Source organism: Streptomyces asiaticus, assembly GCF_018138715.1.
GTDB lineage: Bacteria > Actinomycetota > Actinomycetes > Streptomycetales > Streptomycetaceae > Streptomyces > Streptomyces asiaticus.
Window position 1 is genome coordinate 5,386,767 of the sequence record NZ_JAGSHX010000006.1, and the last position, 25,704, is coordinate 5,412,470.

General features: G+C 72.5%; 14 protein-coding genes and 1 pseudogene. 10 read left to right on the top strand and 5 right to left on the bottom strand.

What is annotated here, in order from left to right:
• Positions 1-159: 159 nt before the first annotated feature.
• Positions 160-3,084 carry an SARP-family global regulator AfsR gene (gene afsR / locus KHP12_RS30460; RefSeq protein ID WP_086886208.1) on the bottom strand — a complete coding sequence of 975 codons (2,925 nt, stop codon included), beginning with the start codon at positions 3,082-3,084 and terminating at the stop codon, positions 160-162.
• Between the two features lie 129 nt (positions 3,085-3,213).
• Positions 3,214-5,673 (bottom strand): ATP-binding protein, encoded by a 2,460-nt coding sequence (locus tag KHP12_RS30465; protein ID WP_086886209.1) that lies wholly within the window; start codon positions 5,671-5,673, stop codon positions 3,214-3,216.
• Positions 5,674-5,830: 157 nt separating this feature from the next.
• On the opposite strand from KHP12_RS30465, the gene KHP12_RS30470 reads away from it, so the two are divergent.
• The gene (locus KHP12_RS30470) at positions 5,831-7,060 is read left to right on the top strand and encodes an amidohydrolase family protein (protein WP_086886210.1); all 1,230 of its coding nucleotides are present in this window, start codon (positions 5,831-5,833) and stop codon (positions 7,058-7,060) included.
• A gap of 241 nt (positions 7,061-7,301) precedes the next feature.
• Here KHP12_RS30470 and KHP12_RS30475 read toward each other — a convergent pair whose 3' ends face one another.
• Positions 7,302-8,345 (bottom strand): AraC family transcriptional regulator, encoded by a 1,044-nt coding sequence (locus tag KHP12_RS30475; RefSeq protein WP_210609708.1) that lies wholly within the window; start codon positions 8,343-8,345, stop codon positions 7,302-7,304.
• A 227-nt stretch (positions 8,346-8,572) separates the two neighbouring features.
• Between KHP12_RS30475 and KHP12_RS30480 the strand changes: the two genes are divergently transcribed.
• The 6 genes and pseudogenes from KHP12_RS30480 (at position 8,573) to KHP12_RS30505 (ending at position 15,188) form a co-directional block, all read left to right on the top strand.
• A complete protein-coding gene (locus tag KHP12_RS30480) occupies positions 8,573-9,541 on the top strand; it encodes an LLM class F420-dependent oxidoreductase (RefSeq protein ID WP_086884673.1) in 969 nt (322 codons plus the stop codon).
• A gap of 14 nt (positions 9,542-9,555) precedes the next feature.
• Positions 9,556-10,338: an SDR family NAD(P)-dependent oxidoreductase gene (locus KHP12_RS30485; RefSeq protein ID WP_086884672.1), complete on the top strand. Its 783-nt coding sequence runs from the start codon at positions 9,556-9,558 to the stop codon at positions 10,336-10,338.
• Between the two features lie 116 nt (positions 10,339-10,454).
• Complete coding sequence (locus KHP12_RS30490; RefSeq protein ID WP_037947950.1) at positions 10,455-11,582, top strand: LLM class flavin-dependent oxidoreductase; 1,128 nt, start codon at positions 10,455-10,457, stop codon at positions 11,580-11,582.
• Between the two features lie 125 nt (positions 11,583-11,707).
• Positions 11,708-13,450, top strand: coding sequence for an N-acyl-D-amino-acid deacylase family protein (locus tag KHP12_RS30495; RefSeq protein WP_086884671.1), 1,743 nt, complete (start codon positions 11,708-11,710; stop codon positions 13,448-13,450).
• A 250-nt stretch (positions 13,451-13,700) separates the two neighbouring features.
• A pseudogene (locus tag KHP12_RS30500) lies at positions 13,701-14,447 on the top strand (SDR family oxidoreductase); the annotation flags it as partial.
• 84 nt (positions 14,448-14,531) lie between these two features.
• The gene (locus KHP12_RS30505; RefSeq protein ID WP_086884804.1) at positions 14,532-15,188 is read left to right on the top strand and encodes an O-methyltransferase; all 657 of its coding nucleotides are present in this window, start codon (positions 14,532-14,534) and stop codon (positions 15,186-15,188) included.
• A gap of 213 nt (positions 15,189-15,401) precedes the next feature.
• Here KHP12_RS30505 and KHP12_RS30510 read toward each other — a convergent pair whose 3' ends face one another.
• The gene (locus tag KHP12_RS30510; protein ID WP_208653189.1) at positions 15,402-16,922 is read right to left on the bottom strand and encodes a CehA/McbA family metallohydrolase; all 1,521 of its coding nucleotides are present in this window, start codon (positions 16,920-16,922) and stop codon (positions 15,402-15,404) included.
• Between the two features lie 325 nt (positions 16,923-17,247).
• On the opposite strand from KHP12_RS30510, the gene KHP12_RS30515 reads away from it, so the two are divergent.
• The 3 genes from KHP12_RS30515 (at position 17,248) to KHP12_RS30525 (ending at position 24,281) form a co-directional block, all read left to right on the top strand.
• Complete coding sequence (locus KHP12_RS30515) at positions 17,248-19,860, top strand: bifunctional FO biosynthesis protein CofGH (protein ID WP_086884803.1); 2,613 nt, start codon at positions 17,248-17,250, stop codon at positions 19,858-19,860.
• 91 nt (positions 19,861-19,951) lie between these two features.
• Complete coding sequence (locus KHP12_RS52505) at positions 19,952-22,972, top strand: tetratricopeptide repeat protein (protein WP_211833942.1); 3,021 nt, start codon at positions 19,952-19,954, stop codon at positions 22,970-22,972.
• Between the two features lie 184 nt (positions 22,973-23,156).
• A complete protein-coding gene (locus KHP12_RS30525; RefSeq protein WP_037947966.1) occupies positions 23,157-24,281 on the top strand; it encodes an ADP-ribosylglycohydrolase family protein in 1,125 nt (374 codons plus the stop codon).
• Here the strand turns inward: KHP12_RS30525 and KHP12_RS30530 are convergent.
• Positions 24,266-25,693: a glycosyltransferase 87 family protein gene (locus KHP12_RS30530; protein WP_086884801.1), complete on the bottom strand. Its 1,428-nt coding sequence runs from the start codon at positions 25,691-25,693 to the stop codon at positions 24,266-24,268. The two genes, KHP12_RS30525 and KHP12_RS30530, sit on opposite strands and share 16 nt — an antisense overlap.
• Positions 25,694-25,704: the final 11 nt, after the last annotated feature.

Consider the following 25,704-nt stretch of genomic DNA (forward strand, 5'->3'; position numbering starts at 1 on the left):
ACTCCCCCGTGGGTCGCCGGACGGGTGTCTCAAAAGGGCCGTCCACCTTACGGTGTGACCTCGCAACCGACCCGTCTGCCCCCCGCGGGGACGGGTCGACCACTGCTAAGACTCCCGGACGGCGATAAACGATTGATGAACGGTCGGCGAGCCGCGCCGTTATGCGGCGGTCGCGGGGGCCAGAAGCCTGCGGACGTCCTCCGCCTCAGGTGTCCCCAGCCGCTGGTGAATTGACAGCGCCTCACGCCAGCAGGCATCCGCGCGCTCGTTCTGCCCGAGCGCCAGCAGCGCCTTGCCGAGCAGGGTCAGTACGATGGCGCGGCGCCACTCACCCCCGATGCCCCGCAGGGCAAGAGCCTGTTCGGCGTGGGTGGCGGCCTCCGCGGGGCGCCCGATCGACAGGTGCGCCTCGGCCAGCCGCTGGTGGGTCATGCCCTCCCAGAGCGGCTGGCGGTGCTCGCGGAACAGGCCGAGGGCCTCGGTGAGCTGCTCGAGCGCTTGAGTGAGGCTGCCCGCCCCGGTCAGCGCGATACCGAGCGCGTACTTGCCGTTGGCCAGGCGCAGGGTGCGTCCCAGGCTCCCGTAGATCCGCACGCCCTGCCGGGCCAGGTCCACGGCGCTGTCGATGCGGCCCATCTCCACATACGCACGGGAGAGGTTGCACAGCGCGCTGGCCTCTCCGGGCTGGTCGTCCACGGCCCGGTAGGCGTCGATGGCGCGGAGGAAATGCCGCTCCGCGTCATCCCAGCGGGTACGGCTGAGATGCGCGATGATGCCGCGCTCGGTGAGGGCGCGCCCCATCGTGACATGGTCCTTGACCGCCGAGCCCAAGGCCAGGGCGCGTTCCGCCTCCGCGTCGGCCTCCTCGAGCCGGCCGGTGAGGTTGCGCACCTTGGCGAGGCAGGTACGGGCCCGGCCTTCGGCCCGGGTGTCGCCGACCGCGTGCGCCGTTTCGCTGACGACGCGGGCGACGGCCTCGTAGCGGGGGGCGTTGGCGCCGGACTCGGCGAGGTCCATCGCGGCGAGCAGCAGATCCGCCGCCCGGCCCAGGGTGCTGCCCGGGGCGGCCTGCTGGGCGCAGGCCAGCAGGCAGTCCGCCTCGCTGAACAGCCAGTCCAGAGCGGCGTCCTGATGCGGAAAGACCAGGCCGGGGTGGTCGGCCGGGGCCAGGTGGTCGCCCAGGCGGTCGCCGGGCCGCTCCATGGCGTACACCCGTGCGGCCGTGGCGAGGTAGAAGTCCAACAGCCGGGAGAGCGCCGCCTCGCGGTCCGTGGCCGACTGGTGCCGCTCCGCGCAGTCACGCGCGTAGAGGCGTACCAGGTCGTGGTAGCGGTAGCGGCCGGGCGCCGCGGACTCCAGCAGGGAGGCGTCGACCAGGGACTCCAGGAGTTCCTCGGTGGCGAACGTGTCCATGTCCAGGACGACCGCCGCGGCGGCGAGCGAGATGTCGGGGCCGTCCGCGAGCCCCAGCAGCCGGAACGCCCGGGCCTGTGACGGTTCCAACTGGCCGTAGCCCAGTTCGAAGGTGGCCCGCACGGCCAGGTCGCCGACCCGCAGCTCGTCCAGCCGGCGGCGCTGGTTGGCGAGCTTGTGCGCCAGCGTGGAGACGGTCCAGGTGCGGCGCGAGGCCAGCCGGGAGGCCGCGATCCGGATGGCCAGCGGGAGGAAGCCGCACGCCGCCACCACGTCCATGGCCGCGTCCCGTTCGCTGACGACACGCTCCTCGCCCACTATCCGCGTGAAGAGGGCGAGCGCCTCTTCCGGGCTCATCACGTCCAGGTCGACCAGGTGGGCGCCCTCCAGGTCGACCATCCGGGTCCGGCTGGTGATCAGTGCGGCGCAGCCCTCCGTACCGGGCAGCAGCGGCCGCACCTGTGCGGCGTCGCGTGCGTTGTCCAGCAGCGTGAGCACCCGGCGGCCGTCCAGCATCGAGCGGTAGAGCGCGGCACGCTCGTGGACGCCCTCGGGGATCGCGGTGTCCGGGGTGCCGAGGGCGCGCAGGAAGGCGCCCAGTATCGCGTTGGGCTCCGCCGGTACCGGGCCCGCCCCCTGAAGGTCGACATAGAGCTGGCCGTCGGGGAACTGATGGCGGGCCGCGTGGGCGACGTGCACGGCGAGCGTCGTCTTGCCGACGCCCCCGATTCCGGCCACGGCTGACACGGCCATGACACGCCCCTCGGCGGTGGCGAGCTGATCGCTCAGCTCGTCGACGAAAGCGACACGGCCGGTGAAGTCGGCCACCGTCGCGGGAAGCTGGGCCGGCCGGACAAAGCTGGGCCCCGCCTGAGCCCGGTCGTCCACCGGGGCGGCCAGCTCGGCATCCGCCTGGAGAATGCGCTGATGCAGCTCGGAGAGTTCCGGGCAGGGGTCCACGCCGAGGTCCTCGGCGAGCAGCCGCCGGGTGTCGTTGTACACGGCCAGCGCCTCGGCCTGTCGGCCGCTGCGGTAGAGCGCCAGCATCAGCAGTTCGCGCAGCCGTTCCCGGAGCGGATGGGCGGCGGTGAGAGCGGTGAGTTCGGAGACCACCTCGGTGTGGTGGCCCAGCTCCAGATCAAGATCGAGCCTGGTCTCGGTGAGGACGAGATGCCACTCCGACAGCCGGACGCGCTGTGTCATGGCGTAGGGCCCCGGCACTCCGGCCAGGGCCTCGCCGTCCCAGAGGCCCAGTGCCTGGCCGATGAGTTCATGGGCCCGCGGCCGGTCGCCCGAGTGCCGTGCCTTCTCCGCCTCCGCCACCAGGCGCTCGGCCACGTCGGTGTCCAGGGCCCCGAGGCCCACCTGGACCGCGTAGCCCCCCGACTCGCTGACCAGAACGTCGGATTGCGGGGTGAATGCCTTGCGCAGCCGGGAGGCGTAGGTGCGCAGCGCCGCGATGGCGGCGTCCGGCGGGTCGTCGCCCCACAGGGCGTCGATGAGCTCGGGGGCGGTGGCGGTGCGCCCACCGCGCAGCAAGAGAGCGGTGAGCAGGGCTCTTTGCTGTGGTGATCCGGTGTTCACCTGTTCTTCGCCCCGCCAGGCCCGTACCGGTCCGAGCACGGTGAAGCGCAAGGGCTGCTCCTGTGCCCGCTCCATCTCGCCGGCCATGGTCTCCCCCTGCCTCTGCTCCCAGTTGCACGGGCCAGTTTGCCTTGCCGATACCCCTTACGTCAGTAGGGGCCGGACCTCTCCACAAGGCCCGCCATACTTCACGGCCCTCGGAGTGCCGACGCATCGTCAGGTCCAGGGGTCGCTTTCAGTCAGCGGAGGGCCGACTCCGTACGCGTCGCGATGGCCGGGATACGGATCCGTGGCCGCGGGGAGATCCGGCGCCGAGGTGGACAGCAGCTGCCGTACCTCCTCCGGCTCGGGTGAGCCCAGCCGTTCCCGGAGGGCCTGGGCCTGCCTCCAGCAGTCCTGGGCCCGGGTTCGCTGCCCGGCTGCCATCAGGGCCTTCGCCAGAACGGTGAGAAAGGAGAAGCGCCGCCACTCGCCGCCGAGACCGCCCAGGGCCAGGGACTGTTCGGCGTGTGCCACCGCTTCCGAGGGGCGCTGCGCTGCCAGATGCATTTCGGCCAGCCGGAAATGTGCCATGCCTTCCCACAGCGGCTGACGGGCCTCGCGAAAGAGATCGAGCGCCTCGGTGAGGTGGACGGACGCCTCCTCCAGGCGGTGGGCGCGCGTCAGCGCGATGCCGACGGTGTACATCCCGTTGGCGAGCCGCAGGGGTGCGCCGAGCCTGCGGTAGATGGCGAGCCCCTGCTCGGCCAGTTCCACACCGGTCCGGGTGCGGCCCCGGCTCACATGGAGCCGGGAGAGATTGGCCAGGGCGCTCGCCTCACCCGCCTCGTTGGCATCGGCGCGGAACGCCTCGAGCGCCTGGCCCAGGTACCTCTCGGCGTCTTCGTGCCGCCCCAGCCCGTTGGCCACGATGCCGAGTTGGTTGGAGGCGCGGCTGGCGACCACCGGATCGTCGCCGTCCAGCTCCAGGGCGCGGCGCAACTCCCGCTCGGCGTGGCCGTACCGGCCCGTAAAGCTGTACAGATGGCCCAGTGCCGAGCGGGCGCGGGCCTCGGTACGGGAATCCCCGGCGGTGTGGGCGGCGTCGCAGACCGCCTGTGCCACCGTCTCGTACTGCCGCGGCCGGGCACCGGACTCGGCGAGGTCCAGCGCGCCCAGCAGCAGGTCCCCGGTGCGGCGGCGGGTGCTCTCCCCGGTGCACTTGGGCACACAGGCGAGCAGGCAGTCGGCCTCCGCGAAGAGCCAGTCCAGGGCGGCCTTCGAGGTCTCGAAGAGCAGTCCGGGATGGCCGGTGGGCTCCAGGTGCTCGACCATGCGGTCCCCGGGCCGCTCCAGGGCGTACACCCGCGCCGCCGTCGCCAGGTAGAAGTCCAGCAACCGGGACAGCGCCTCCTCGCGCTCCGCCACCGCCCGCCGCTCCCGCTCCGCGCATGCCCGTGCGTAGAGCCGTACGAGGTCATGGAAGCGGTAGCGCCCCGGTACGGCGGACTCCAGCAGTGAGATGTCCACGAGGGAGGTCAGAAGCCGGCCGGTCTCCGCGACGTCGAGGCCGAGCACCGCGCCCGCGGCCGGCAGGGAGATGTCCGGGCCGCCGGCCAGGCCCAGCAGCCGGAAGGCGCGGGCCTGAGCCGGGTCGAGCTGTCCGTAGCCGAGTTCGAAGGTCGCCTTGACCGCCAGATCCCCGGCCCGCAGCTCGTCCAGCCGCCGGCGCTCGTCGGCGAGTTTGCGGGCGAGGACGGAGACGGTCCAGGTGCGGCGGGAGGCGAGCCGGGAGGCCGCTATGCGGATCGCGAGCGGGAGGTAGGAGCAGGCCGCCACCACGTCCATGACCTCGGCACGTTCCACGGTCGCCCGCTCCTGGCCCACGATCTGCGCGAAGAGGGCGAACGCCTCCGGCGGTCTCATCGCGTCCAGGTCGACCGGGTGGGCGTGGCCCAGGTCGGACATATGGGTGCGGCTGGTGATCAGCGCGACGCAGTCCGGTGCGCCGTCGTCGGGGAGCAGCGGCCGGACCTGAGCGGCGTCGCAGGCGTTGTCCAGGAGGACGAGGATGCGGCGGTCCTCGAGACACGCGCGGTAGAGCGCGGCGCGCTCCTCGGTGCCGTCCGGAATGGCGGCGTCGGGGGTGCCGAGCGAGCGCAGGAAGGCGCCGAGCACGGTCTCGGGGTCGGCGGGGGAGGGGCCCGAACCGCCGAGGTCGACATAGAGCTGACCGTCGGGGAAGCGGTGGCGGGCGGTGTGCGCGAGATGAACGGCCAGGGCGGTCTTGCCGATGCCTCCGATACCGGCGATCGCGATGGCGGCCGGCCGGTCGGCGGAGGTCGCGAGCCGGTCGCTCAGCTTCCGTACGAGGTCCTCGCGGCCGGTGAAGTCCGCCACCGCCGCGGGCAGCTGCGCGGGGCGCACGGCGGCGGTGTCGGCCAGGGGGCGTCGCGGGCGGTTGGCGGCGGTGGGCCGGGAGAGCGCGGTGGCGGGCCGCGGGGGGACGTGCGGCCGCAGCTCGCGGACGACATCGGCGCCACGGCCGCTGTCCAACTCCAGTTCGAGCCGGGTCCGGCCGGGGGCGGAGTCCGGCTCCTCGCCGAGGGCCAGGCTCGCCTCTTCACCGTGCCGGCACTGGTCCGGTACGGAACCGGTGGAACCTTCCTGCCGCCCCAGGCGCTCGTCGCCGGCCATGGTGCCCCCCGCACGTGCTTCCTCGCTGTACGGCCAGTCTGCCGTGCCCGCGGCTGGTACGTCAGTAAAGAGTGCGACGTCTCCGGGGCATCCATCGAACATCCCAGGAGACGCCCCACTAGCTGACGATCCGTCAGATCGGCGCTACCGTGCAGTCATGGAGAGCTTCCCGAAGATAATCTCGGTGGACGACCACACGGTTGAGCCCCCTCACGTCTGGCGGGACCGGCTCCCGTCGAAGTACCGCGACAGCGGGCCGCGCATCGTCCGGGCGCCGCTGAAGGAGATGACCTTCATCGGCGGCAAGTTCGCCCCGAAGATGGGCGCGCCCGGGGACGACGGGCCGCTCGCGGACTGGTGGGTGTACGAGGAGCTGCACCGGCCGCTGACCCGGCTGGACACCGCCGTCGGCTACGACCGGGACGAGGTCAAGCTGGAGGCCATCACCTACGAGCAGATGCGGCCCGGCTCCTTCTCGGTGCCGGACCGGCTCGCGGACATGGACGTCAACCACGTCCAGTCCGCGCTCTGCTTCCCGACCTTCCCCCGCTTCTGCGGGCAGACCTTCACCGAGGCCGCCGACCGCGAGCTGGGGCTGCTCGGGGTGCGGGCGTACAACGACTGGATGGTGGAGGAGTGGTGCGGCCCCGAGGCCCGGGGCCGGCTGATCCCGCTGATCATCATCCCGCTGTGGGACGCCGAGCTGGCCGCCGCCGAGGTGCGGCGGAACGCGGCGCGCGGGGTGCGGGCCGTCTGCTTCTCGGAGATCCCGCCGAACCTGGGGCTGCCCTCGATCCACACCGACGACTGGGACCCGCTCCTGGCCGCGTGCGACGAGACCGGCACGGTCGTCGCGATGCACATCGGCTCCTCCTCGAGGATGCCCTCGACCTCGGCCGACGCGCCCCCCGCGGTTGGCTCCACGATCACCTTCGCCAACTGCTGCTTCTCGATGGTCGACTGGCTGATGAGCGGGAAGTTCGAGCGCTTCCCGAACCTCAAGGTGATGTACGCGGAGGGCCAGATCGGCTGGATCCCCTACATCCTCGAGCGCGCCGATGTGGTGTGGGAGGAGAACCGGGGCTGGGGCGGAGTGGCCGACAAGGTGCTGCGCCCGCCGTCCGAGCTGTTCGCCGAGCATGTCTACGGCTGCTTCTTCGACGACGCCTTCGGGCTGCGCAACCTCGACGCCATCGGGGTCGGCAATGTGCTGTACGAGACGGACTATCCGCACTCGGACTCCACCTGGCCCAAGTCGCGGGAGGTCGGCGAGGCGCAGATGGGGCATCTGGCGCCGGACGTCGTGGACCGGATCGTGCGCGGCAACGCGATCGAGCTGCTGGGGCTCACGGCGGACGGGCTGTGGGCGGGGGCGCCTGGGGCGTAGCGGGTTGGTTTCGGCGCCGTCGTCCTGGTCACGGAGGGGTGCCGGTTCCGGTGCCGCCCTGGTCACGGAGGGGTGCCGGTTCCGGTGCCACCCTGGTCACGGAGGGGTGCCGGTTCCGGTGCCACCCTGGTCACGTAGGAGCAAGAAAGCGGTCACTGCCGGTCAATGAACAACCCCCGGACTGTCCGGCAGGCTGTGGGACATATCGGCCCTCCCCGCCACCCCACGCCGTCACCCACCCCTACGACGTGACAGGGGCCGTGGGCGGCGCGGAGGGCCGGGCGTCCCTGCGCACCGGGCGTCGCGGGGTAGCGCCCGGCGCGCGGGAGACAAGCGCCAGATGGCGGTAGTCGCTGGGCGGCATCCCGTACGCGGCGCGGAAGGCGCGGCTGAAGACGGCGGGGTGGGCGAAGCCCCAGCGGGCGGCGAGTTCATGGATGCGGACCGTGAGCAGGCCGGGGTCGGTGAGGTCGCGCCGTACGCGGTCCAGCCGCTGTTGCCGGATCCACGCGGAGACCGTGGTGTCGCGGGCTCGGAAGAGGCGGTGCAGATAGCCGACGGAGATGTGGTGCGCGGCGGCGATGGTGGCCGGGGACAGCTCCGGGTCGGACAGGTTCCCCAGGATGAAGTTCTGCACCCGCAGGGCCAGGGTGTGCCGGTGGGTCTCGGGCGGCAGCGCGTCGTCGGCCTCGACGGCCTGGGCGAGCAGCGCGGCCGCCAGGTCGATCAGCACGGTTCCCAGCCGCGGTCCGTCGGAGGGGCGTAACGAGCGGTCCGCAGCGAGCCGGGCGAGGAACCCCGTGAGCAGGGCGCCCACCCCTTCGCGCGCCGGGATGGGCCGGGCGAGCAGCCGGTCGATCCGGTCGTGGGGGACCGGGATCAGGGCCTTGGGGATCTCCAGGCCCACACCCGCCGGAGGGCCGCCGAAGGCCAGGCAGTCGAAGGGCCGTGAGGTGTCGACGACATAGAGGCCCTCCGCCCTGTGCGCGGCCTCCTGGCGGGACTGGGAGACCTGGAGGTTTCCCTCCTGGATGAACGAGAAGTGGTACAGCTCGGGGTCGGACTGCCGGATGAGCTTGGGCGTCCGCCGGAAGTTCATCTCACGGAACCTCGTGGGCCAGACGGAGGCGGCGCCGAACTCGAGGATGCGCACCTCGCCCCGGAAGTCCCGGGTGTGGTCGCTGGTCATCTCCATCGGCGCCATGAGCTGTGCCATCCGCTCGCGCCAGAAGTCGAACCGATCCGCTCTGGGCAGATCCTCGCAGCGGAAGACCGTCTCGATCATCACGTGCCCCTCTGTGTGCCCCTTGCCGTGCCCCCTTGTTGTGCCTCCTTGCCTGTGCCCCGTGGGCGGGGCGGCGGGCGTGGGCCCCGAGGTCCGAACGTCCGTACGCTAGCAAAGCGTCGCGCGGCGGGACGAGACTGCCGTACCCCTTGTCTGATGGACCGTCAGATACGACCATGTCCGACGTCAGATACGACGATGACGGTCCACCGACAAGGAGGCCCGGCATGCGCGTCCTGCCCCGGGGCCGGTTGAGCTACGGCATGCAGCTGCCGATCCAGTCGCAGTCCACCCTCTACGCCGAGCCGTGGGAGGCCGGGGCGGGCCCGGCCGAGCTGCTCGAGATCGCCCGCGCCGCCGACCGGCTCGGCTTCGCGTACCTCGCCGTCTGCGACCACGTCGCGATCCCGCGGCGGCTGGCCGCGGCCATGGGCACCGTCTGGTACGACCCGGTGGCCACCCTCGGCTGGCTCGCCGCGGCCACCGAGCGGGTGCGGCTGCTCAGCCATGTGGCGGTCGCCGCGCTGCGCCATCCGCTGCTGACCGCCAAGCAGTACGCCACGCTCGACCACCTCTCCGGCGGCCGGCTGATCCTCGGGGTCGGGGCCGGGCACGTCCGGGAGGAGTTCGAGGCGCTCGGGGTGGACTTCGCCCGGCGCGGGGCGCTGCTGGACGAGACGGTCGACGCGCTGAAGGCGGCGCTGGGACCGGAGGAGTTCCCCGACTTCCGCGGTGAGCGGTTCGCGTTCAGCGGCCTCGGGCAGGCCCCGCGCCCCGTCCAGACGCCACGGCCCCCGCTGTGGATCGGCGGCTCCTCGCCCGCGGCGGTGCGCCGGGCGGCGGTCCGGGGCGACGGCTGGCTGCCGCAGGGCGACCCACGGGACCGGCTGCCGGGGCAGATCGCCCGGCTGTGCGAGCTGCGGAAGGAGGCGGCCCAACACGATCGGGGCTGTGACGAGCCCGCCGAGATCGGCGCGATCACCGAGCCGCTGTACGTGGGCGAACCGGGCTGGGACGTGGGGCGCCGGACCCTCACCGGCGCGCCGGAACGGCTCGCCGAGAGCCTGCGCGCCTACGCCGCGATGGGGGTGGACCAGATCCAGGTGCGGTTCCGCTGCCGGGACCACACCGAACTGACCGACCAGATGGCGGCCTTCGCCGCCGATGTCGCTCCGCACCTCGATGACCAGGGATGACTAGGGAGATCGGAATGGGCAAGCTGGACGGGCGGGTCGTCATCATCACCGGGGCGGCGCGCGGACAGGGTGAGCAGGAGGCGCGGCTGTTCGCGGCCGAGGGCGCGCGCGTGGTCCTCGGCGACGTACTGGACGAGCCGGGCGAGGCACTGGCCAAGGAGCTGGGGGAGGGCGCCCGGTTCGTCCATCTGGACGTGGGCCGCGAGGACGACTGGACCGCCGCCGTCGCCGCCGCCAGGGACGCCTTCGGCTCGGTGGACGGCCTGGTCAACAACGCCGGGATCCTCCGCTTCAACGAGCTGGTCGGCACCCCGCTGGCGGAGTACCTGGAGGTGGTCCAGGTCAACCAGGTCGGCACGTTCCTGGGGATGCGGACGGTCGCGCCGGAGCTGGCGGCGGCGGGCGGCGGGACGATCGTGAACACCGCCTCGTACGTCGCCCTGTCCGGTATGCCCCTCCTCACCGCGTACGCCGCGACGAAGGCGGCGGTGGTGGGGATGACGCGGGTGGCCGCGATGGAGCTCGCGGACAAGGGCATCCGGGTCAACGCGATGTGCCCGGGCGCGGTCGACACCCCCATGACCAACCCGGCCCACCTCGACCCGGAAGCCGACACCGCGGAGGCGACGGCGGCGGTCGACGAGCTCTACCGCAAGCTGGTCCCGCTGGGCCGGATCGGCCGCCCGGAGGAGGTGGCGCGGCTCGCGCTCTTCCTGTCCTCGGAGGACTCCTCGTACGTCACCGGCCAGCCGTTCGTCGTCGACGGCGGCTGGCTGACGGGCGTCTCGGTCTTCTAACCCCGGCCGCTGGGCCGGCCCGGCTCCGGCCCTTGACGGTCCGTGCCCGCGGTGCCAGAGTCAATCAAAATCTGACGATCCGTCAGATCGACGTTCGTCTGAGGCGGTGAACCTCCATGGAATTCGGACTCTTCGTGCAGGGCTACGTCCCCGAAAGCCGACGCCGAACCGACCCCGAGGCCGAGCATCACGCGCTCGTCGAGGAGACCGAGTACGTCATCCAGGCCGACCGGTCGGGCTTCAAGTACGTATGGGCCTCCGAGCACCACTTCCTGGACGAGTACTCCCACCTCTCCGCGAACGACGTCTTCCTCGGCTATCTCGCCCACGCCACCGAGCGCATCCACCTCGGCTCCGGCATCTTCAACCCGTTGCCGCAGGTCAACCACCCGGTCAAGGTGGCCGAGAAGGTCGCGATGCTCGACCACCTCTCCGGCGGCCGGTTCGAGTTCGGCTCCGGCCGGGGCGCGGGCAGCCACGAGATCCTGGGCTTCCTGCCGGGCGTGACCGACATGAACGCCACCAAGGAGATCTGGGAAGAGACGATCGCCGAGTTCCCCAAGATGTGGTTGCAGGACGAGTACCAGGGCTTCACCGGCAAGCACTGGACGCTGCCGCCGCGCAAGGTGCTGCCCAAGCCGTACGGGGCCGCCCACCCGGCGATGTGGTACGCGGCCGGATCGCCGCCCTCGTACGCGATGGCGGGCAAGAAGGGCCTCGGCGTGCTCGGCTTCTCCATCCAGAAGGTCTCCGACATGGAGTGGGCCCTCGACTCCTACAAGAACGCGGTCAAGGAGGCCGAACCGGTCGGCGGCTTCGTCAACGACAACGTGATGGTCACCTCGACCGCGATCTGCGCCGAGACCCACGCCAAGGCCGTCGAGGTCGCGCTCGGCGGCGGGCTCAACTACCTCCAGTCGCTGCTCTTCCGCTACCACGACACCTTCCCCCGCCCGGACGGCATCCCGCAGTGGCCCGAACTGCTGCCGGAGTACACCGAGGAGATCATCGAACTCCTCATCGCCGAGGAGCTGATGATCTGCGGCGACCCGGACGAGGTCTTCCGCCAGTGCAAGCGGTGGGAGCAGGCCGGGGCCGACCAGCTGTCGTTCGGGCTGCCGATCGGGATCGGCTACGAGGACACGATGAACACGATCAAGCTCATCGGCGAGCACGTCATCCCGAAGATCGACACCGATCCGGTGCACCGCACGACCCGCTTCCGCCAGGCCGTCACCCAGTAGCCGCTGTCACCCACCAGCCGCGCAGGCCGTCACCCACCAGCCGCAGGCCGTCACCCAGTAGCCGCGCAGGCCGTCACGCAGCAGGCGCGGACGCCGGCCGCAGACGCGAGAAGGGACCTGAACCCGTGCTCGACCACCTGATCAAGGGCGCCACCGTGGCGGACGGCACCGGCGCGCCCTCGTACGTCGCCGACGTCGGCATCCGGGACGGCCGGATCGTGGCCATCGCCGAGCCCGGGGCCGTCACCGAACCGGCCCGGTCCACCGAGGACGCCACCGGGCTCGTCCTCGCGCCCGGGTTCGTCGATCCGCACACCCACTACGACGCCCAGCTGTTCTGGGATCCGTACGCCACCCCGTCCATGAACCACGGCGTGACCACCGTGGCCGGCGGCAACTGCGGTTTCACCCTCGCCCCGCTCAACCCCGACCGGCCGGGCGACGCCGACTACACCCGGCGGATGATGAGCCGGGTCGAGGGCATGTCGCTGGTGGCGCTGGAGCAGGGCGCGCCCTGGAACTGGCACGGCTTCGGCGAGTACCTGGACGCGCTGGAGGGCCGGATCGCCGTCAACGCGGGCTTCATGGTGGGGCACTGCGCACTGCGCCGCCATGTGATGGGCGAGGACGCGATCGGCGGACAGCCCAGCCCGGCGCAGCTGGAGGAGATGCTGCGGCTCTTCCACGAGGCGATGGACGCGGGGGCGTGGGGGCTGTCCACCACCCAGTCCTCGACCCACTCGGACGGGGACGGACAGCCGGTCGCCTCCCGTCACGCCCGGCCCGGGGAACTCCTGGCGCTCTCCCGGGCCGTCGGCGACCACGAGGGGACGCAGATCGAGGCGATCGTGGCGGGCTGTCTCGACCAGTTCGCCGACGAGGAGATCGAACTGCTGGTGGACATGAGCGCGGCCGCCGGGCGCCCGCTCAACTGGAACGTGCTGACCATCGACGCGGCCGTTCCCGAGCGGGTGCCGCGCCAGCTCCAGGCCAGCGAACGCGCCCGCAAGGCGGGCGGCAGGATCGTCGCCCTCACGATGCCGATCCTCACCCCCATGAACATGTCGCTCGGCACCTTCTGCGCGCTCAACCTCATCCCGGGCTGGGGCGACATCCTGGGGCTGCCCATCCCGGAACGGATCGCGAGGCTCCGCGAACCGGCCGTACGGGAGGAGATGCTGCGCCGCGCAGGCAGCCCCGAGGCCGGGGTCTTCCGGCGGCTCACCCACTTCGGCCGGTACGTCATCGGCGACACCTACAGCGCGGCCAACGCCGGGCTGACCGGGCGCGTCGTCCGCGACATCGCCGCCGAGCGCGGGCAGGAGGCGTTCCACTGCCTGGTGGAGATCTGCGCGGCGGACGAGATGCGTACGGTGCTGTGGCCGATGCCGACCGACAACGACCCGGCCAGCTGGGAGTTGCGCCGGCAGACCTGGGAGCACGAGGACGTCATGCTCGGCGGCTCCGACGCCGGGGCCCATCTGGACCGGATGTGCGGTGCCCCGTACACCACCCGTTTCATCGGCGACTGTCTGCGCGGACGGAAGCTGGTCGGCCTGGAGCAGGCGGTACGGATGCTGACGGACGATCCGGCGCGGCTGCTGGGGCTGCGCGGGCGCGGCCGGATCGCCGAGGGTTACCACGCCGACCTGGTCCTCTTCGACCCCGACCGGATCGACGCGGGCCAGGCGCGGCTGGTCCACGACCTGCCCGGCGAGAGCCCCCGGCTGGACTCGCGCGCCACGGGCATCGTGAGCGTCCGGGTGGGCGGCACGGAGACCATCCGGGACGACGAGATCACCGGCGCGGTACCGGGGCGGGTGCTCCGGTCGGGCCGCGACACGGAGACGGTGAGCACGAGGGGCTGAGCCGGTGACGCGCGCGACGGCCGGGGGCGGCGGGGGCGGCGGGCGCGACAGGTCTGGCGGCCGCACGGACCCCCTGGGTCCTGCCGGGTCCACGGGCCCTACCGCGTCCACGGGCCCTACCGCGTCCACGGGCGCTACCGGCCCCACCGGACTCGGCGGCGGGCGTGCGGGGCCTGGGGCTGACGGCCTCACCGCCTCCGCCGGACCCACCGGATCCACCGGACCCACCGGCCCCACCGGACCGGGTTCCCTCACCGGCCGGGCCGCCCTGGTCACGGGTGGTTCACGGGGCATCGGGCTCGCCGTGGCGGAGGCGCTGACGGCGGACGGCGCGGCGGTGTGCGTCACGGCGCGGGACCCGAGGGGGCTGGCCGACGCCGTACGCCGCCTCGGCCCGCGCGCCATCGGCTGCCCGGGGGACGTGGCGGACCCGGCCCACCCGGAGGCGGCCGTGGCCCGGGCCCTGACCGAGTTCGGCCGCCTCGACATCCTGGTCAACAACGCCGCCACCAACGCCCCGCTCGGCCCGCTGATGGCCGTGGACCCGCTCGCCTGGCGCACCGCCTTCACGGCCAACGTGGAGGCGCCGCTGCGGCTGACCCAGGCGGCCTGGCGGGGCTGGATGCGCGACCACGGCGGGGCGGTCGTCAACATCTGCACCGAGGGCACCCACGGCGTCGGCCCGGACGTCGGCGCCTACGGCACCACCAAGACCGCCCTCCTCCGCCTCACCCGCCAGCTCGCCGGAGAACTGGCCCCCTCCGTCCGCGTCAACGCCGTCTCCCCGGGGCTGGTCCGCACCGAGATGGCCCGCTTCGTCTGGGAGCCCGGCGAACCGGAGATCGCCGCGACGCTCCCGCTGGCCCGCATCGGCGAGCCGGAGGACGTGGCGCGCGCGGTCCGCTGGCTGGTCTCGGACGAGGCGTCCTGGATCACCGGCACGGACCTGGTGGTCGACGGCGGCCGCCGCGTCCGCGCGGCCCGCCGCACCAACTGACAGGACACACGGCCCCCGTTCCTCGACCGGGGGCAGCTCCATATCCGCTAGACGAGACGCAACGTAGCGTCTACGCTAGCTCTCATGACACTCACTCACACCCTTGCCGACCCCCGGGTCGAGACCGCCATCAGCCGCATGTTCGAGCTGGCCGAGCAGGACGGGACCGCCCAGGCGCAGCTGCCGCCCGGCGCACTGGAAATGGCCCCGCAGGAACTCGCCGACGCCGCGGCCGGGATCTACATGCCGATCTCCGCCGATGGCGGAAAGCTGCTCTACAACCTGGTGCGGGCTATCCGCCCGGCCACGGTGGTCGAGTTCGGGATGTCCTACGGGATCTCCACGCTCCATCTGGCCGCCGCCGTGCGGGACAACGGCACCGGGCGCGTCGTCACCACGGAAATGAGCAAGGAGAAGATCGCCGCGGCCCGCCGCACCTTCACCGAGACCGGTCTCGACGACCTGATCACCGTGCTGGAGGGGGACGCCCGGGAGACCCTCGTCGGCCTCGAGGGCCCCCTGGAGCTGGTCCTGCTCGACGGCTGGAAGGACCTGTGCCTGCCCGTGCTGCGGATGCTCGAACCGATCCTGCGGCCCGGCGCCCTCGTCGTGGCCGACGACATCGACCAGTTCGAGGGCCCCATGCGGCCCTACCTCGACTACGTGCGCGACCCGGCGAACGGCTACCAGAACGTCAGCTTCCCCATCGAGGACGGCATGGAGATCAGCTGCCGCCTCTGAGCCGCCGGGCGACATCGACGCACACCGCTCCTGCCCCGTACTCGCGCCCCGACGCCGACGCCGACGCCGACTCCGTCATCCGCGGCCGGGACCCGGTGGAGATCGGTCGAACAGCCGGTCGACTACGGCAAGGTCCGCTGCTGACCGCTCCACGGTGGCTGACGGAAACGCCCTCGGTCCGGGTACGGGGGCGACCCCGTACCCGGACCCTCCTCAACGGTCGCCCAGCCAGATCGGGTTGGTCATCGCGGCCATCGGGCCCGGTATGCCCGATGCCCCGCCGTCCGCCGGGGCGTGGCGGACCTCGGCGCGGACGTACGCCGCGTAGGACGCCGTCGTACGCCATTCGGCGGTGAGCTCGCCGGAGGCGGGGACCGGCGTTCCGTAGAGCTGGCCCTGGTCGGTGATGAACCGCACCGAGCAGCCCGGGCCCACGCCGGAGACCTTCAGCCGGACCGTGATCTCCTCCGCGCCGCCCACCTTCAGGCGCTCGCCGATTCCGGCGTGCTTGCCGCGGCCACCGACCGCCTCGAAGGTGAGGTCGATCTTGGAGGACTCCGCGATCCAGCTGCGGCCGGCCCGGATGCCCTCCTGGAGGGCGGTGCGGGAGAGGTCGTCGGCGAGCACCACCGTCTGGGGCAGGCCGACGACCTGGGGCTCACGGTGGGCGTCGCTGTGGCCGACGGCGGGCAGCCAGCGGCCGTCGCCACGGGCGGCGGCCACCAGCGTGTTGTCCCACTCGGAGACGGTGACCTCGTCGTCGGGGGTGAAGTCCGCGTTCCACACCTCGACCGCGTCGGCCTCGTTGAAGCCGAACTTCCAGTTGCAGCCGACACAGGTGCCGTGCGGATGGGCCGGGATCACCAGGCCGCCGGCCTGCCGGATCTTGCGGGCGAACTGGCCGAAGCGGTTGTCCCGGGCGCGGTAGCGCCAGTCGATGAAGACGCCGGGGTCGGTGCCGAGGGCGACCACATGGCCATTGCGCGTGGTGATCTCCTCACCGGTGAGGATCAGCAGGTCATCGCCCCACAGACCCTCGAACGCGGCATGCGCCGATGTGGTGTTGTGCTCGGTGGTGGTGATGAAGTCCAGCCCGGCGGCGCGGGCGGCGGCGACCAGCTCGGCCGGGGTGCGCTTGCCGTCGGAGTACACGGTGTGCAGATGCGAGTCGCCCCGGTACCAGGCGCGGCCCCGGCCCTTCGCCCGCTGCGGCGGGTACACCGGCTTCGGGGTGGTGCCGGGCGCGCCGAACCGCAGTGTGACGGTGACCTTGTAGTCCAGGCCCTGCGGGGCGACCGTGTACGGCCCCAGCACCACATGCCAGGTGCCCGCCGTGACCGGCCCCGCCAGATAGCCGGGGGTGGCCTCCTCGGCGCTGATGGCGAACTCCGTACGGGCCCCGCCGGACCAGCCGCGGAAGCCGCGGCCGCCCAGCTCCGTACCGCGCTCGTCGAAGATGCCGATGTCGCAGGCGTTGCCCTGTGTGCCGGCCGGGACGGTCGGCTTGTCGTACGAATACGACACGGCGATCTCGCGCACCCCGCGCGGCACCTCGACCGGTACATAGACGAAGTCCGGCGCGCCGGTGGGCAGATGGCCGCTGAGGGTCTTGGTCTGCTCAGGACCGTCGGCCGTGCCCGCCGCGTCGGCCTGGGTGAAGGTCATGGGATCGAGCGTCAGCACACCCGCCGCGCCCGCAAGCGCGGAGAGCCTGAGTACATCGCGTCGCTGCATGAGGTGCCCCCCAGAGTCGAGAGTGCCGTCCGACACCCGCGTGACACCGTTGTACGCGCGGGTGACACGCGCGGAAAGCCCTGTGGATAACTCCATGGCCGAGAGGAAACGGACAGCCCCGCCCCGGCCCCGCCACCGCCCGCCCGGCGATCCGCGCCCCCGCCAAGTCCGGTCCGGGCGGTGGCCGTCGGCGCCCAGTGGGTGTAGCCCGCATGTTCCACCGCGCCGTATTCCCGCCCGCGGCCCGCGGCCGCCGTGATCAGACCCACAAAACCGCAGGCCCGGGCCGTCTGGCGGTGTCCCACACCGCTCGTATGCTCGGAGGATGACCACGAGCGCGCAGGGAAACGAACCGGGTGCCCCGACTGGCTCCGCCGCCCCCACAGCCAACGCGATGCGCCGTGCGCTCAAGCGCGCCCGCGACGGCGTGGCGCTGGACACCGCCGAGGCGGCGGTGCTGCTCCAGGCGCGCGGTGACGACCTGCGGGAGCTGATGGCCTCCGCCGCCCGGGTCCGCGACGCGGGCCTGGAGGCGGCCGGCCGCCCCGGGGTCATCACCTACTCCCGCAGCGTCTTCATCCCGCTCACCCGGCTGTGCCGGGACAAGTGTCACTACTGCACCTTCGCGACCGTCCCCGGCAAGCTGCGCCGCGCGGGACACGGGATGTACATGTCGCCCGACGAGGTCCTGGCCATCGCCCGCCGGGGCGCCGAAATGGGCTGCAAGGAAGCGCTGATCACCCTCGGCGACCGCCCCGAGGACCGCTGGCCCGAGGCGCGCGAATGGCTCGAGGCCGAGGGGTACGACGACACCATCGCGTACGTACGGGCCATGGCCATCCGCATCCTGGAGGAGACGGGCCTGCTGCCCCACCTCAACCCCGGCGTGATGACCTGGACCGACTTCCAGCGGCTCAAGCCGGTCGCCCCCTCCATGGGGATGATGCTGGAGACCACCGCCGAGCGGCTGTGGAGCGAGCCCGGCGGCCCCCACTACGGCTCGCCCGACAAGGAGCCGGCGGTGCGGCTGCGGGTGCTGGAGGACGCCGGGCGCAGCTCCGTCCCGTTCACCAGCGGGCTGCTGATCGGGATCGGCGAGAACCATGAGGAGCGGGCCGAGTCGCTGTTCGCGCTGCGCCGCGTCTCCCGCTCGTACCACGGCATCCAGGAAGTCATCGTCCAGAACTTCCGCGCCAAGCCGGACACCGCCATGCGCGGGATGCCGGACGCCGAACTGGACGACCTGGTGGCCACCGTCGCCGTCGCCCGTCACATCCTGGGCCCGTCCGCCTGCATCCAGGCGCCGCCCAACCTGGTGGACGCGGAGTACGAGCAGCTCATCGGGGCCGGTATCGACGACTGGGGCGGCGTCTCCCCGCTCACCCCGGACCACGTCAACCCGGAGCGCCCCTGGCCCCAGGTGGACGAGCTGGCCGAGCGCTCGGCGGCCGCCGGCTTCCGGCTGCGCGAACGGCTCGCGGTCTACCCCGAGTACGTCCGGCGCGGCGAGCCCTGGCTGGACCCCCGGCTGCTGCCGCATGTCACCGCCCTCGCCGACCCCGAGACCGGCCTGGCCCGTGAGGACGCGATCCCCACCGGGCTGCCCTGGCAGGAGCCTGACGAGGCGTTCAGCGCCTCCGGCCGCACCGATCTGCACCGCGCCATCGACACCGAGGGCCGCACCGGTGACCGCCGTGAGGACTTCGACGAGGTCTACGGCGACTGGGAGGCGCTGCGCGAGGCCGCCGCCCCCGGTATGGTCCCCTCCCGCATCGACACTGACGTCAAGGCCGCGCTGGCCCAGGCCGCCGACGACCCGACCCGGCTGACCGACCCCGAGGCGCTGGCCCTGCTCCACGCCGAGGGCCCGGCGCTGGACGCCCTGTGCCGCATCGCCGACGATCTGCGCCGGGCGACCGTGGGCGACGACGTCACCTACATCGTCACCAGGAACATCAACTTCACCAATGTCTGCTACACCGGCTGCCGCTTCTGCGCCTTCGCCCAGCGCCGCACCGACGCCGACGCCTACACCCTCTCCCTGAACCAGGTCGCCGACCGCGCCCAGCAGGCGTGGGACGTGGGCGCGGTGGAGGTGTGCATGCAGGGCGGCATCCACCCGGATCTGCCCGGCACCGCGTACTTCGACATCGCACGCGCCGTCAAGGAGCGCGTGCCCGGGATGCATGTCCACGCCTTCTCCCCGATGGAGGTCGTCAACGGCGCGACCCGTACGGGCATGTCCATCCGTGAATGGCTGACGGCGGCGCGCGAGGCGGGCCTGGACACCATCCCCGGCACGGCCGCCGAGATCCTGGACGACGAGGTGCGCTGGGTCCTCACCAAGGGCAAGCTGCCGACGGCCACCTGGGTCGAGGTCGTCAAGACGGCGCATGAGCTGGGCATCCGGTCCTCCTCCACGATGATGTACGGCCATGTGGACCAGCCCCGCCACTGGCTGGCCCATCTGCGGCTGCTCGCCGAGATCCAGCAGGAGACGGGCGGCTTCACCGAATTCGTCACTCTCCCCTTCATCCACACCAACGCCCCCGTCTACCTCGCCGGTATCGCCCGCCCCGGTCCCACCACCCGCGACAACCGCGCCGTCACGGCCATGGCGCGGATCCTGCTCCACCCCCATATCCCCAACATCCAGACCAGCTGGGTGAAGCTGGGCACGGAGGGCGCCGCCGAGATGCTCCGCTCCGGCGCCAACGACCTGGGCGGCACCCTTATGGAGGAGACCATCTCCCGTATGGCGGGCTCCTCCTACGGCTCCTACCGCTCCGTCCAGGACCTGGTGGCCATCGCCGAGCTGGCCGGCCGCCCGGCCCGCGCCCGTGGCACCACCTACGGCCCCGTCCCCGAGGACCGCCAGGCCGCCGCCCTCGCCTCGGACGGCCATCTGCCGGAGCTGCTCCCGGTGCTGGGGGACTGACCCCGGCGCACGGTTCGCGGGCGCGCCGCGCCGATACTCCGGGGCGCGCCGCGTGGATACGCTGCCATGGGGAGCGGGGGAAGGGGGACCCATGGCAGAGCGGCGTCCGACGATGCGCGAGCTGATCCAGCGGCGGCGCCGGTTCGTGGGGCGGCGGCAGGAGATGGCCGCGTTCCGGGAGAACTTCGCCGTGCCGCCCGAGGACGCCGCGCACCACTTCCTGTTCCATGTGCGCGGTGACGCCGGGGTGGGCAAGACGACACTGCTGCGGCAGCTGGAGAACACCGCACGGGAGCACCGGGCGCTCACCGCCTCCGTGGACGAGTCGGTGAACAGCGTCCCCGAGGTCATGGCGGCCATCAGCGCCCAGTTCGCGCAAGCGGGCCATCCGCTGAAGTCCTTCGACAAGCTGCTGGCGACCTACCGGCAGCGGCGCCACGAGGCCGACGCGGCGGCGCAGCAGCCCGCCGCGCCGCAGCCGCCGGAGGGAGCGGCGGGCGGCCCCCAGCCGTCGGCGGCGAGCGCGTTCGCCGTCCGGGCGGGGCTGGTCGGGCTCGGCATGGTGCCGGGCGTCGGGGCGCTCGCCGGGGCGGCGGAACCCGACCGGGTCGCCCAGGCCGCCGACCGCGCGCGGGCCAAGCTCAGCGCCCGCCTCCGCAGCCATGACGATGTCGACCTGGTGATGTCGCCCCTGGACGCGCTCACCCCCGCGTTCCTCAGGGACGTCGGCGAGGTGGCCGCCTCCGTGCCCTGGGTGGCGTGGTTCTTCGACACCTATGAGCGCACCGGCCCGCTGCTCGACCTGTGGCTGCGCGATGTGATGTTCGAGGGCCGCTACGGCTCGCTCCCCGCCAACGCGGTGGTGACGCTGGCCGGACAGGGCACGCTCGCCCCGCGCTGCTGGGCCGACTACGCCGACCTCGTGGTGGACCTCCCCCTGGTCCCGTTCACGGAGGCGGAGGCCCGGCAGCTCCTGACGGCCAAGGGCGTGGCCGACGAGCAGGTGATCGAGGTCGTCCTCCGGCTCACCGGAGGGCTGCCGGTGCTGGTGTCCATGCTGGCCGAGGCGCGGCCCACCACCCCCGAGGCGGTGGGCGACCCCTCCGGCACCGCCGTGGAGCGCTTCCTGAAGTGGGTGAGCGACGAGACCCACCGCTCGGTCGCCCTGGCCGCGGCCCTGCCCCGGCGCCTGGACGAGGACGTCTTCGCGGCCGCGGTGGGGGAGGAGGCGGCCGAGCTCTACGGCTGGCTCCGCTCGCTCCCGTTCGCCGCCGACAGCTCCGGCCGCTGCCGCTACCACGAGGTCGTCCGCACGGCCATGCTGCGACTCCAGCGCAACCAGTCCCCGCAGGCGTGGCGCGCCCGCCACCTCCGGCTGGCCGATGCCTTCGCGGGGTGGCAGCGGGAGATCGAGGAGTCGCTGGAGGGGGACGGGAAGTGGGAGCACGAGCGGTGGCTGGACTGCCGGCTGGAGGAGGCGTACCACCGGCTCTGCGCGAATCCGGAGGCGGCGCTGCGGGCGGAGCTGCGGGCGTACTTGGGCGTCTATCTGGACCACGCGTCGGTGTCCTGGGAACGCCGCTGGATGCGGATGCTGCTGGAGGTGGGCCGCGACTGCGGAGTCGAGTCCGTACGCGCATGGGGCGAGCGATTCCTGGCGGGGTCCAATGTGAGCGAGGTGGCGACGACCATGACGCTCCTGATCGACGAGGTCGGGCAGGACGAGCGGGCCCTGGCCACGGCCTTCGCGCTCCGCAGTACGGCCCGGGCGCACATGGACGAGCTGGAGGGGGCGCTGGCGGACGCGGAGCGAGCGCTGGAGCTGGACGCCGACAGCGATCGCGCCCACGCGGCCCGCGGGTATACGTACCTTGGTATGGAGCGTTACGAGCAGGCTTTGGAAAGCCTCGATCGCGCCCTGGAACTGGATCCCGACTCCGCCTGGGCGCTGTCCCGGCGCGGCGAGGTGAACAGCCTTCTGGGGCGATTCGAGGAGGCCCTGGCCGACCTCACCCGCTCCTGCGACCTGGACGATGGGAGCGCGTGGACCGTATCCACCCGCGGCCTGGTCCACCACGCGATACGGGACTACGACAGCGCGCTGGCGGATTTCACCCGAGCGCTGGAGATCACACCCAAATGGGCCTGGGCCCACGCGGAGCGGGCCGCGACCTACCGGATGCTCGGGCGGTACGAGGAGTCGCTCGCGGACGCCGAACGGTCCATCGAACTCGGCTCCGATCACGCCGGGTTCAGCCATATCCACGCCCTCCGCAACCTGGACCGCTACGAGGAGGCGATCAGCGCGGCCGACGGCTACCTCGCGTCCCATCCGGACGATCAGGGGGCGCTCGCCGAGCGAGGTGAGGCGTACCGGATGACGGACCGCTTCCAGGAGGCGCTGGCGGACTTCGGCCGGGCCATCGAGATCGAGCCGTCGTATGTGTTCGCCCTGGTCCGGCGGGGGCAGACGTATCAGCACATCGGCCGGCTCGGCGAGGCCCTGGCCGATTTCGACACCGCCCTCTCCGCCGATCCCGACGACGCCTGGGTGCCCGCGAACCGGGGCGCCCTGCGGCTGCGCCTCGGCGAGGACAAGGCGGCCCTCGCCGATCTGGACCGGGCGCTCGGGCTCGACCCCGACGACCTCCAGGCGCTGGAGGCGAGGGCCAGGTGCCACCGCCGGGCGGGCCGGTACGCCGAGGCCGCCACGGACATCGAGCGGGCGACCGCCCTGGACGGCCAGGACCTCGACATCGCCTTCGAGCGCGCGATGCTGGTGAGCCGCACGGCAGGTCTCCCCGAGGCGCGAGAGCGGTGGATCGCCTTCGAGGCACTCCTGGAGGAGCACGGCGGCCAGTGGGACGCGCAGGCCAGAGTGGCCGCTCCGATCGTCAGCAGGGCCGTCCTCGGGGACGGGGCCGGGGCGGAGCGTCTCGTGGCGGAGCTGACCGCCACCCGGCCGTACTGGGAGATCGTCGACGACGTCATACGCGCCCTGGACGACCTCGCCCAGTGTCCCGGCGCCGACCCCACCCTGCTCGCCGCCCTGCGCGCCCCGCTCGCCGAGCTCCGGGCGAGCCTGGACCACGGCCGGACGGCGCTCGGATAAGGGCTTTCGGTACGCGGCCGACATTCGGTGAGGGAATTCGCATTCTCGGAATGCGACACTCCGTCGTCTTCTCCGTGATGACGCCTTCACAATCCGCGGCGACCAAGAGGCGATCATTAGGTGTCCATTACAGTTCAAAGACAGTTCTGGGCCATTCACGCAGCGAAGAAATGAGGCATAGGTCGTGACCGCAACCGCCAGCGCAGCGACCGGCGTATGGGGCCGCGCCGAACAGCAGGACTTCCGCAGCCGGGTGCGCGGCTGTCTGCTCGGCGGGGCCATTGGGGACGCGCTGGGGGCGGCCGTGGAGTTCGCCTCCCTGGACGAGATCAGGGCGGCGCACGGACCCGAGGGCGTGACGGACTTCCTGCCCGCCTATGGCGGCCGCGGACGGGTCACCGACGACACCCAGATGACGCTGTTCACGGTGGATGGACTGATACGGGCGCAGGTGCGCCGCGACACCGGGGCCTGGCACCCGCCCACCGACATCCACTCCGCCCACCGCCGCTGGTACTCCACCCAGCGTGACTGGGGCCCCGATGAGCGCCGTAAGGACGCCGGCTGGCTGGCCCGCGAGGAGTGGCTGTACGCCCAGCGGTCCCCGGGCCGGGCCTGTATCACCGGGCTCGCCGACGAGACCATGGGCACCCTGGAGCGGCCCAAGAACCCGGACTCCAAGGGATGCGGCGCCGTGATGCGCTCCGCGCCGTTCGGACTGCTGGTGGGCTGGGAGCCGCAGCTGGTCTTCCAGCTGGCCATCGAGTGCGCGGCCCAGACCCATGGCCACCCCACCGGCTATCTCGCGGCCGGCGCCTTCGCCCTCATCGTGCACGGCCTGGCGCGCGGCGAGGCGCTGGACGGGGCCGTCCAGCGCGCCCTCGCCCATCTGGCCGCCCGTCCCGGCCACGAGGAGACCACCCACGCGCTGCGGCACGCCCTCGGCGCCGTACGTCAGGGCCTGCCGACCCCCGACCGCGTCGCCTCGCTCGGCGAGGGCTGGACCGGCGAGGAGGCCCTGGCGATGGGCCTGTACTGCGCCCTGGTCGCCGAGGACGTACGCCACGGGCTGCTGCTCGCGGTCAACCACGGCGGGGACAGCGACTCCACGGCGGCCATCTGCGGCAATCTGCTGGGCGCGCTGCACGGCGAGACGGCGCTGCCGCCCGCCTGGCTGGCTGAGGTCGAGGGGCGCGGCACGATCCTGGAGCTGGCCGACGACTTCGCCATGGAGATGACCCAGGGCCCGGCCCTGCACGGCCCCGGCAGCTCCTCCCCGGCCTGGCTCACCCGCTACCCCCGCGCGTAGGTCCGCTCCGCGCCCGCACCGGCGGTGGTCCGCTGCCGCTCCAGGGTCCCGATTCCCTCCCAGGGACGCCATGGACGCCTTACGGCGCGCACGGTCAGATACCCGGCCACGCCCAGGAAGGCGACGCCGATCAGCGGATAGACGGCGGTGAGCAGCATCTGGGCCGGGTTCTGGTGGAGCTCCACCCGGGTCGGCCGGCTGTGGGGCGCGTACCAGACCATGAAGGAGCAGAACAGCAGCCCGGTCACCACCGTCCAGGCCGTCCAGCCCGCCGTGCGCCGCCGCACCGCCTCCACCGCGAGCAGCAGGACCATCGGGACGGCCCACACCCAGTGGTGCGACCAGGAGACCGGGCTGACCATGAGGGCGGTCACCGCGCAGGTCAGGGCGGCCCAGGCGCGGGCGTTGGGCAGGCGGCTTTCGTCGGTCAGCTGGGCGGCCACCGCCGTGGCCAGGCCCACACAGCCGACCAGGGCGGCCGCTGCCAGCCACCACAGGCCCGGATCGGGGGTGTGCAGCACACGCGCGAGGGCGCCCTTGAGGTTCTGGTTGCCAGCGCCCTCGACATCGCCCGGGCGGTCGGTGGCGAAGACGACCTCGGTCCAGAAGCGCCGGGAGTCATGCGGCAGCGCCAGGGCCGAGAACGCGACCGTAAGGACGAAGGCGGCGGTCGCGACGGCCGCGCGCCGCAGATGGTCGTTCAGGAGACGCCGGGGCGGCGGACCGCTCCCGGGCCCGGTGCGCCCGCGGGCCGCCCGGGCCGCCCGGGCCGCCCGCAGCCGCCGCAGGCCGAGGAAGAGTCCGGCGAGCCCCAGGAAGACCACGAAGAGCCCCGGGGTGAGCTTGATCCCGGTGGCTATGCCCGTCCCGACCCCCGCCCAGCGGTGGCCAGACCGGCGGGTCAGATCCCATAGCACCAGCGCTGTGACCAGCAGATTGATCTGCCCGTAGCGCAGCGTCGTCCACACCGGCTCGCACCACACCCCGACGGCGGCCAGGGCCAGGACGGCGGCCGGTCGGGGCACTCGCGCGGGCCGTCCGATCAGCCGCAGCGACAGATGGGCCACGGCGACCATCAGGACGAGATTGACGGCCGTCCCGAAGGTCCGCAGGACGCCCGTGCTCATCACGGTCAGCGGGGTGAAGAGCAGGGCCGCGAACGGCGGATAGGTATTGGGCAGATTGTGCTCAGTCGCCCGCATGTCATACAGATCCATCGCATTGCGTACGGTCCATCCCTCGGCGCGATAGACCAGCAGATCGACCATCGACACCTGGGCGGCCCGCTGCGCGATCCAGAACCCGGTGAAGGAGAGCAGGCAGAAGACCGCCGCGCACAGGACCGGTCGGCGCAGTACGAGGGCGCGGGCCCGGTGGATCCGGGAGTCGGTGATCGTCTGGGTGGCGGTCACGGGGGCTCCAG

Excerpts from the sequence above, each read along its gene's own strand:
- afsR (WP_086886208.1), bottom strand. The coding sequence starts at position 3,084 with ATGGCCGGCGAGATGGAGCGGGCACAGGAGCAGCCCTTGCGCTTCACC.
- KHP12_RS30470 (WP_086886210.1), top strand. The coding sequence starts at position 5,831 with ATGGAGAGCTTCCCGAAGATAATCTCGGTGGACGACCACACGGTTGAG.
- KHP12_RS30490 (WP_037947950.1), top strand. The coding sequence starts at position 10,455 with ATGGAATTCGGACTCTTCGTGCAGGGCTACGTCCCCGAAAGCCGACGC.
- KHP12_RS30510 (WP_208653189.1), bottom strand. The coding sequence starts at position 16,922 with ATGCAGCGACGCGATGTACTCAGGCTCTCCGCGCTTGCGGGCGCGGCG.
- KHP12_RS30505 (WP_086884804.1), top strand. The coding sequence starts at position 14,532 with ATGACACTCACTCACACCCTTGCCGACCCCCGGGTCGAGACCGCCATC.
- KHP12_RS52505 (WP_211833942.1), top strand. The coding sequence starts at position 19,952 with ATGGCAGAGCGGCGTCCGACGATGCGCGAGCTGATCCAGCGGCGGCGC.
- KHP12_RS30515 (WP_086884803.1), top strand. The coding sequence starts at position 17,248 with ATGACCACGAGCGCGCAGGGAAACGAACCGGGTGCCCCGACTGGCTCC.
- KHP12_RS30475 (WP_210609708.1), bottom strand. The coding sequence starts at position 8,345 with ATGATCGAGACGGTCTTCCGCTGCGAGGATCTGCCCAGAGCGGATCGG.
- KHP12_RS30480 (WP_086884673.1), top strand. The coding sequence starts at position 8,573 with ATGCGCGTCCTGCCCCGGGGCCGGTTGAGCTACGGCATGCAGCTGCCG.
- KHP12_RS30485 (WP_086884672.1), top strand. The coding sequence starts at position 9,556 with ATGGGCAAGCTGGACGGGCGGGTCGTCATCATCACCGGGGCGGCGCGC.
- KHP12_RS30465 (WP_086886209.1), bottom strand. The coding sequence starts at position 5,673 with ATGGCCGGCGACGAGCGCCTGGGGCGGCAGGAAGGTTCCACCGGTTCC.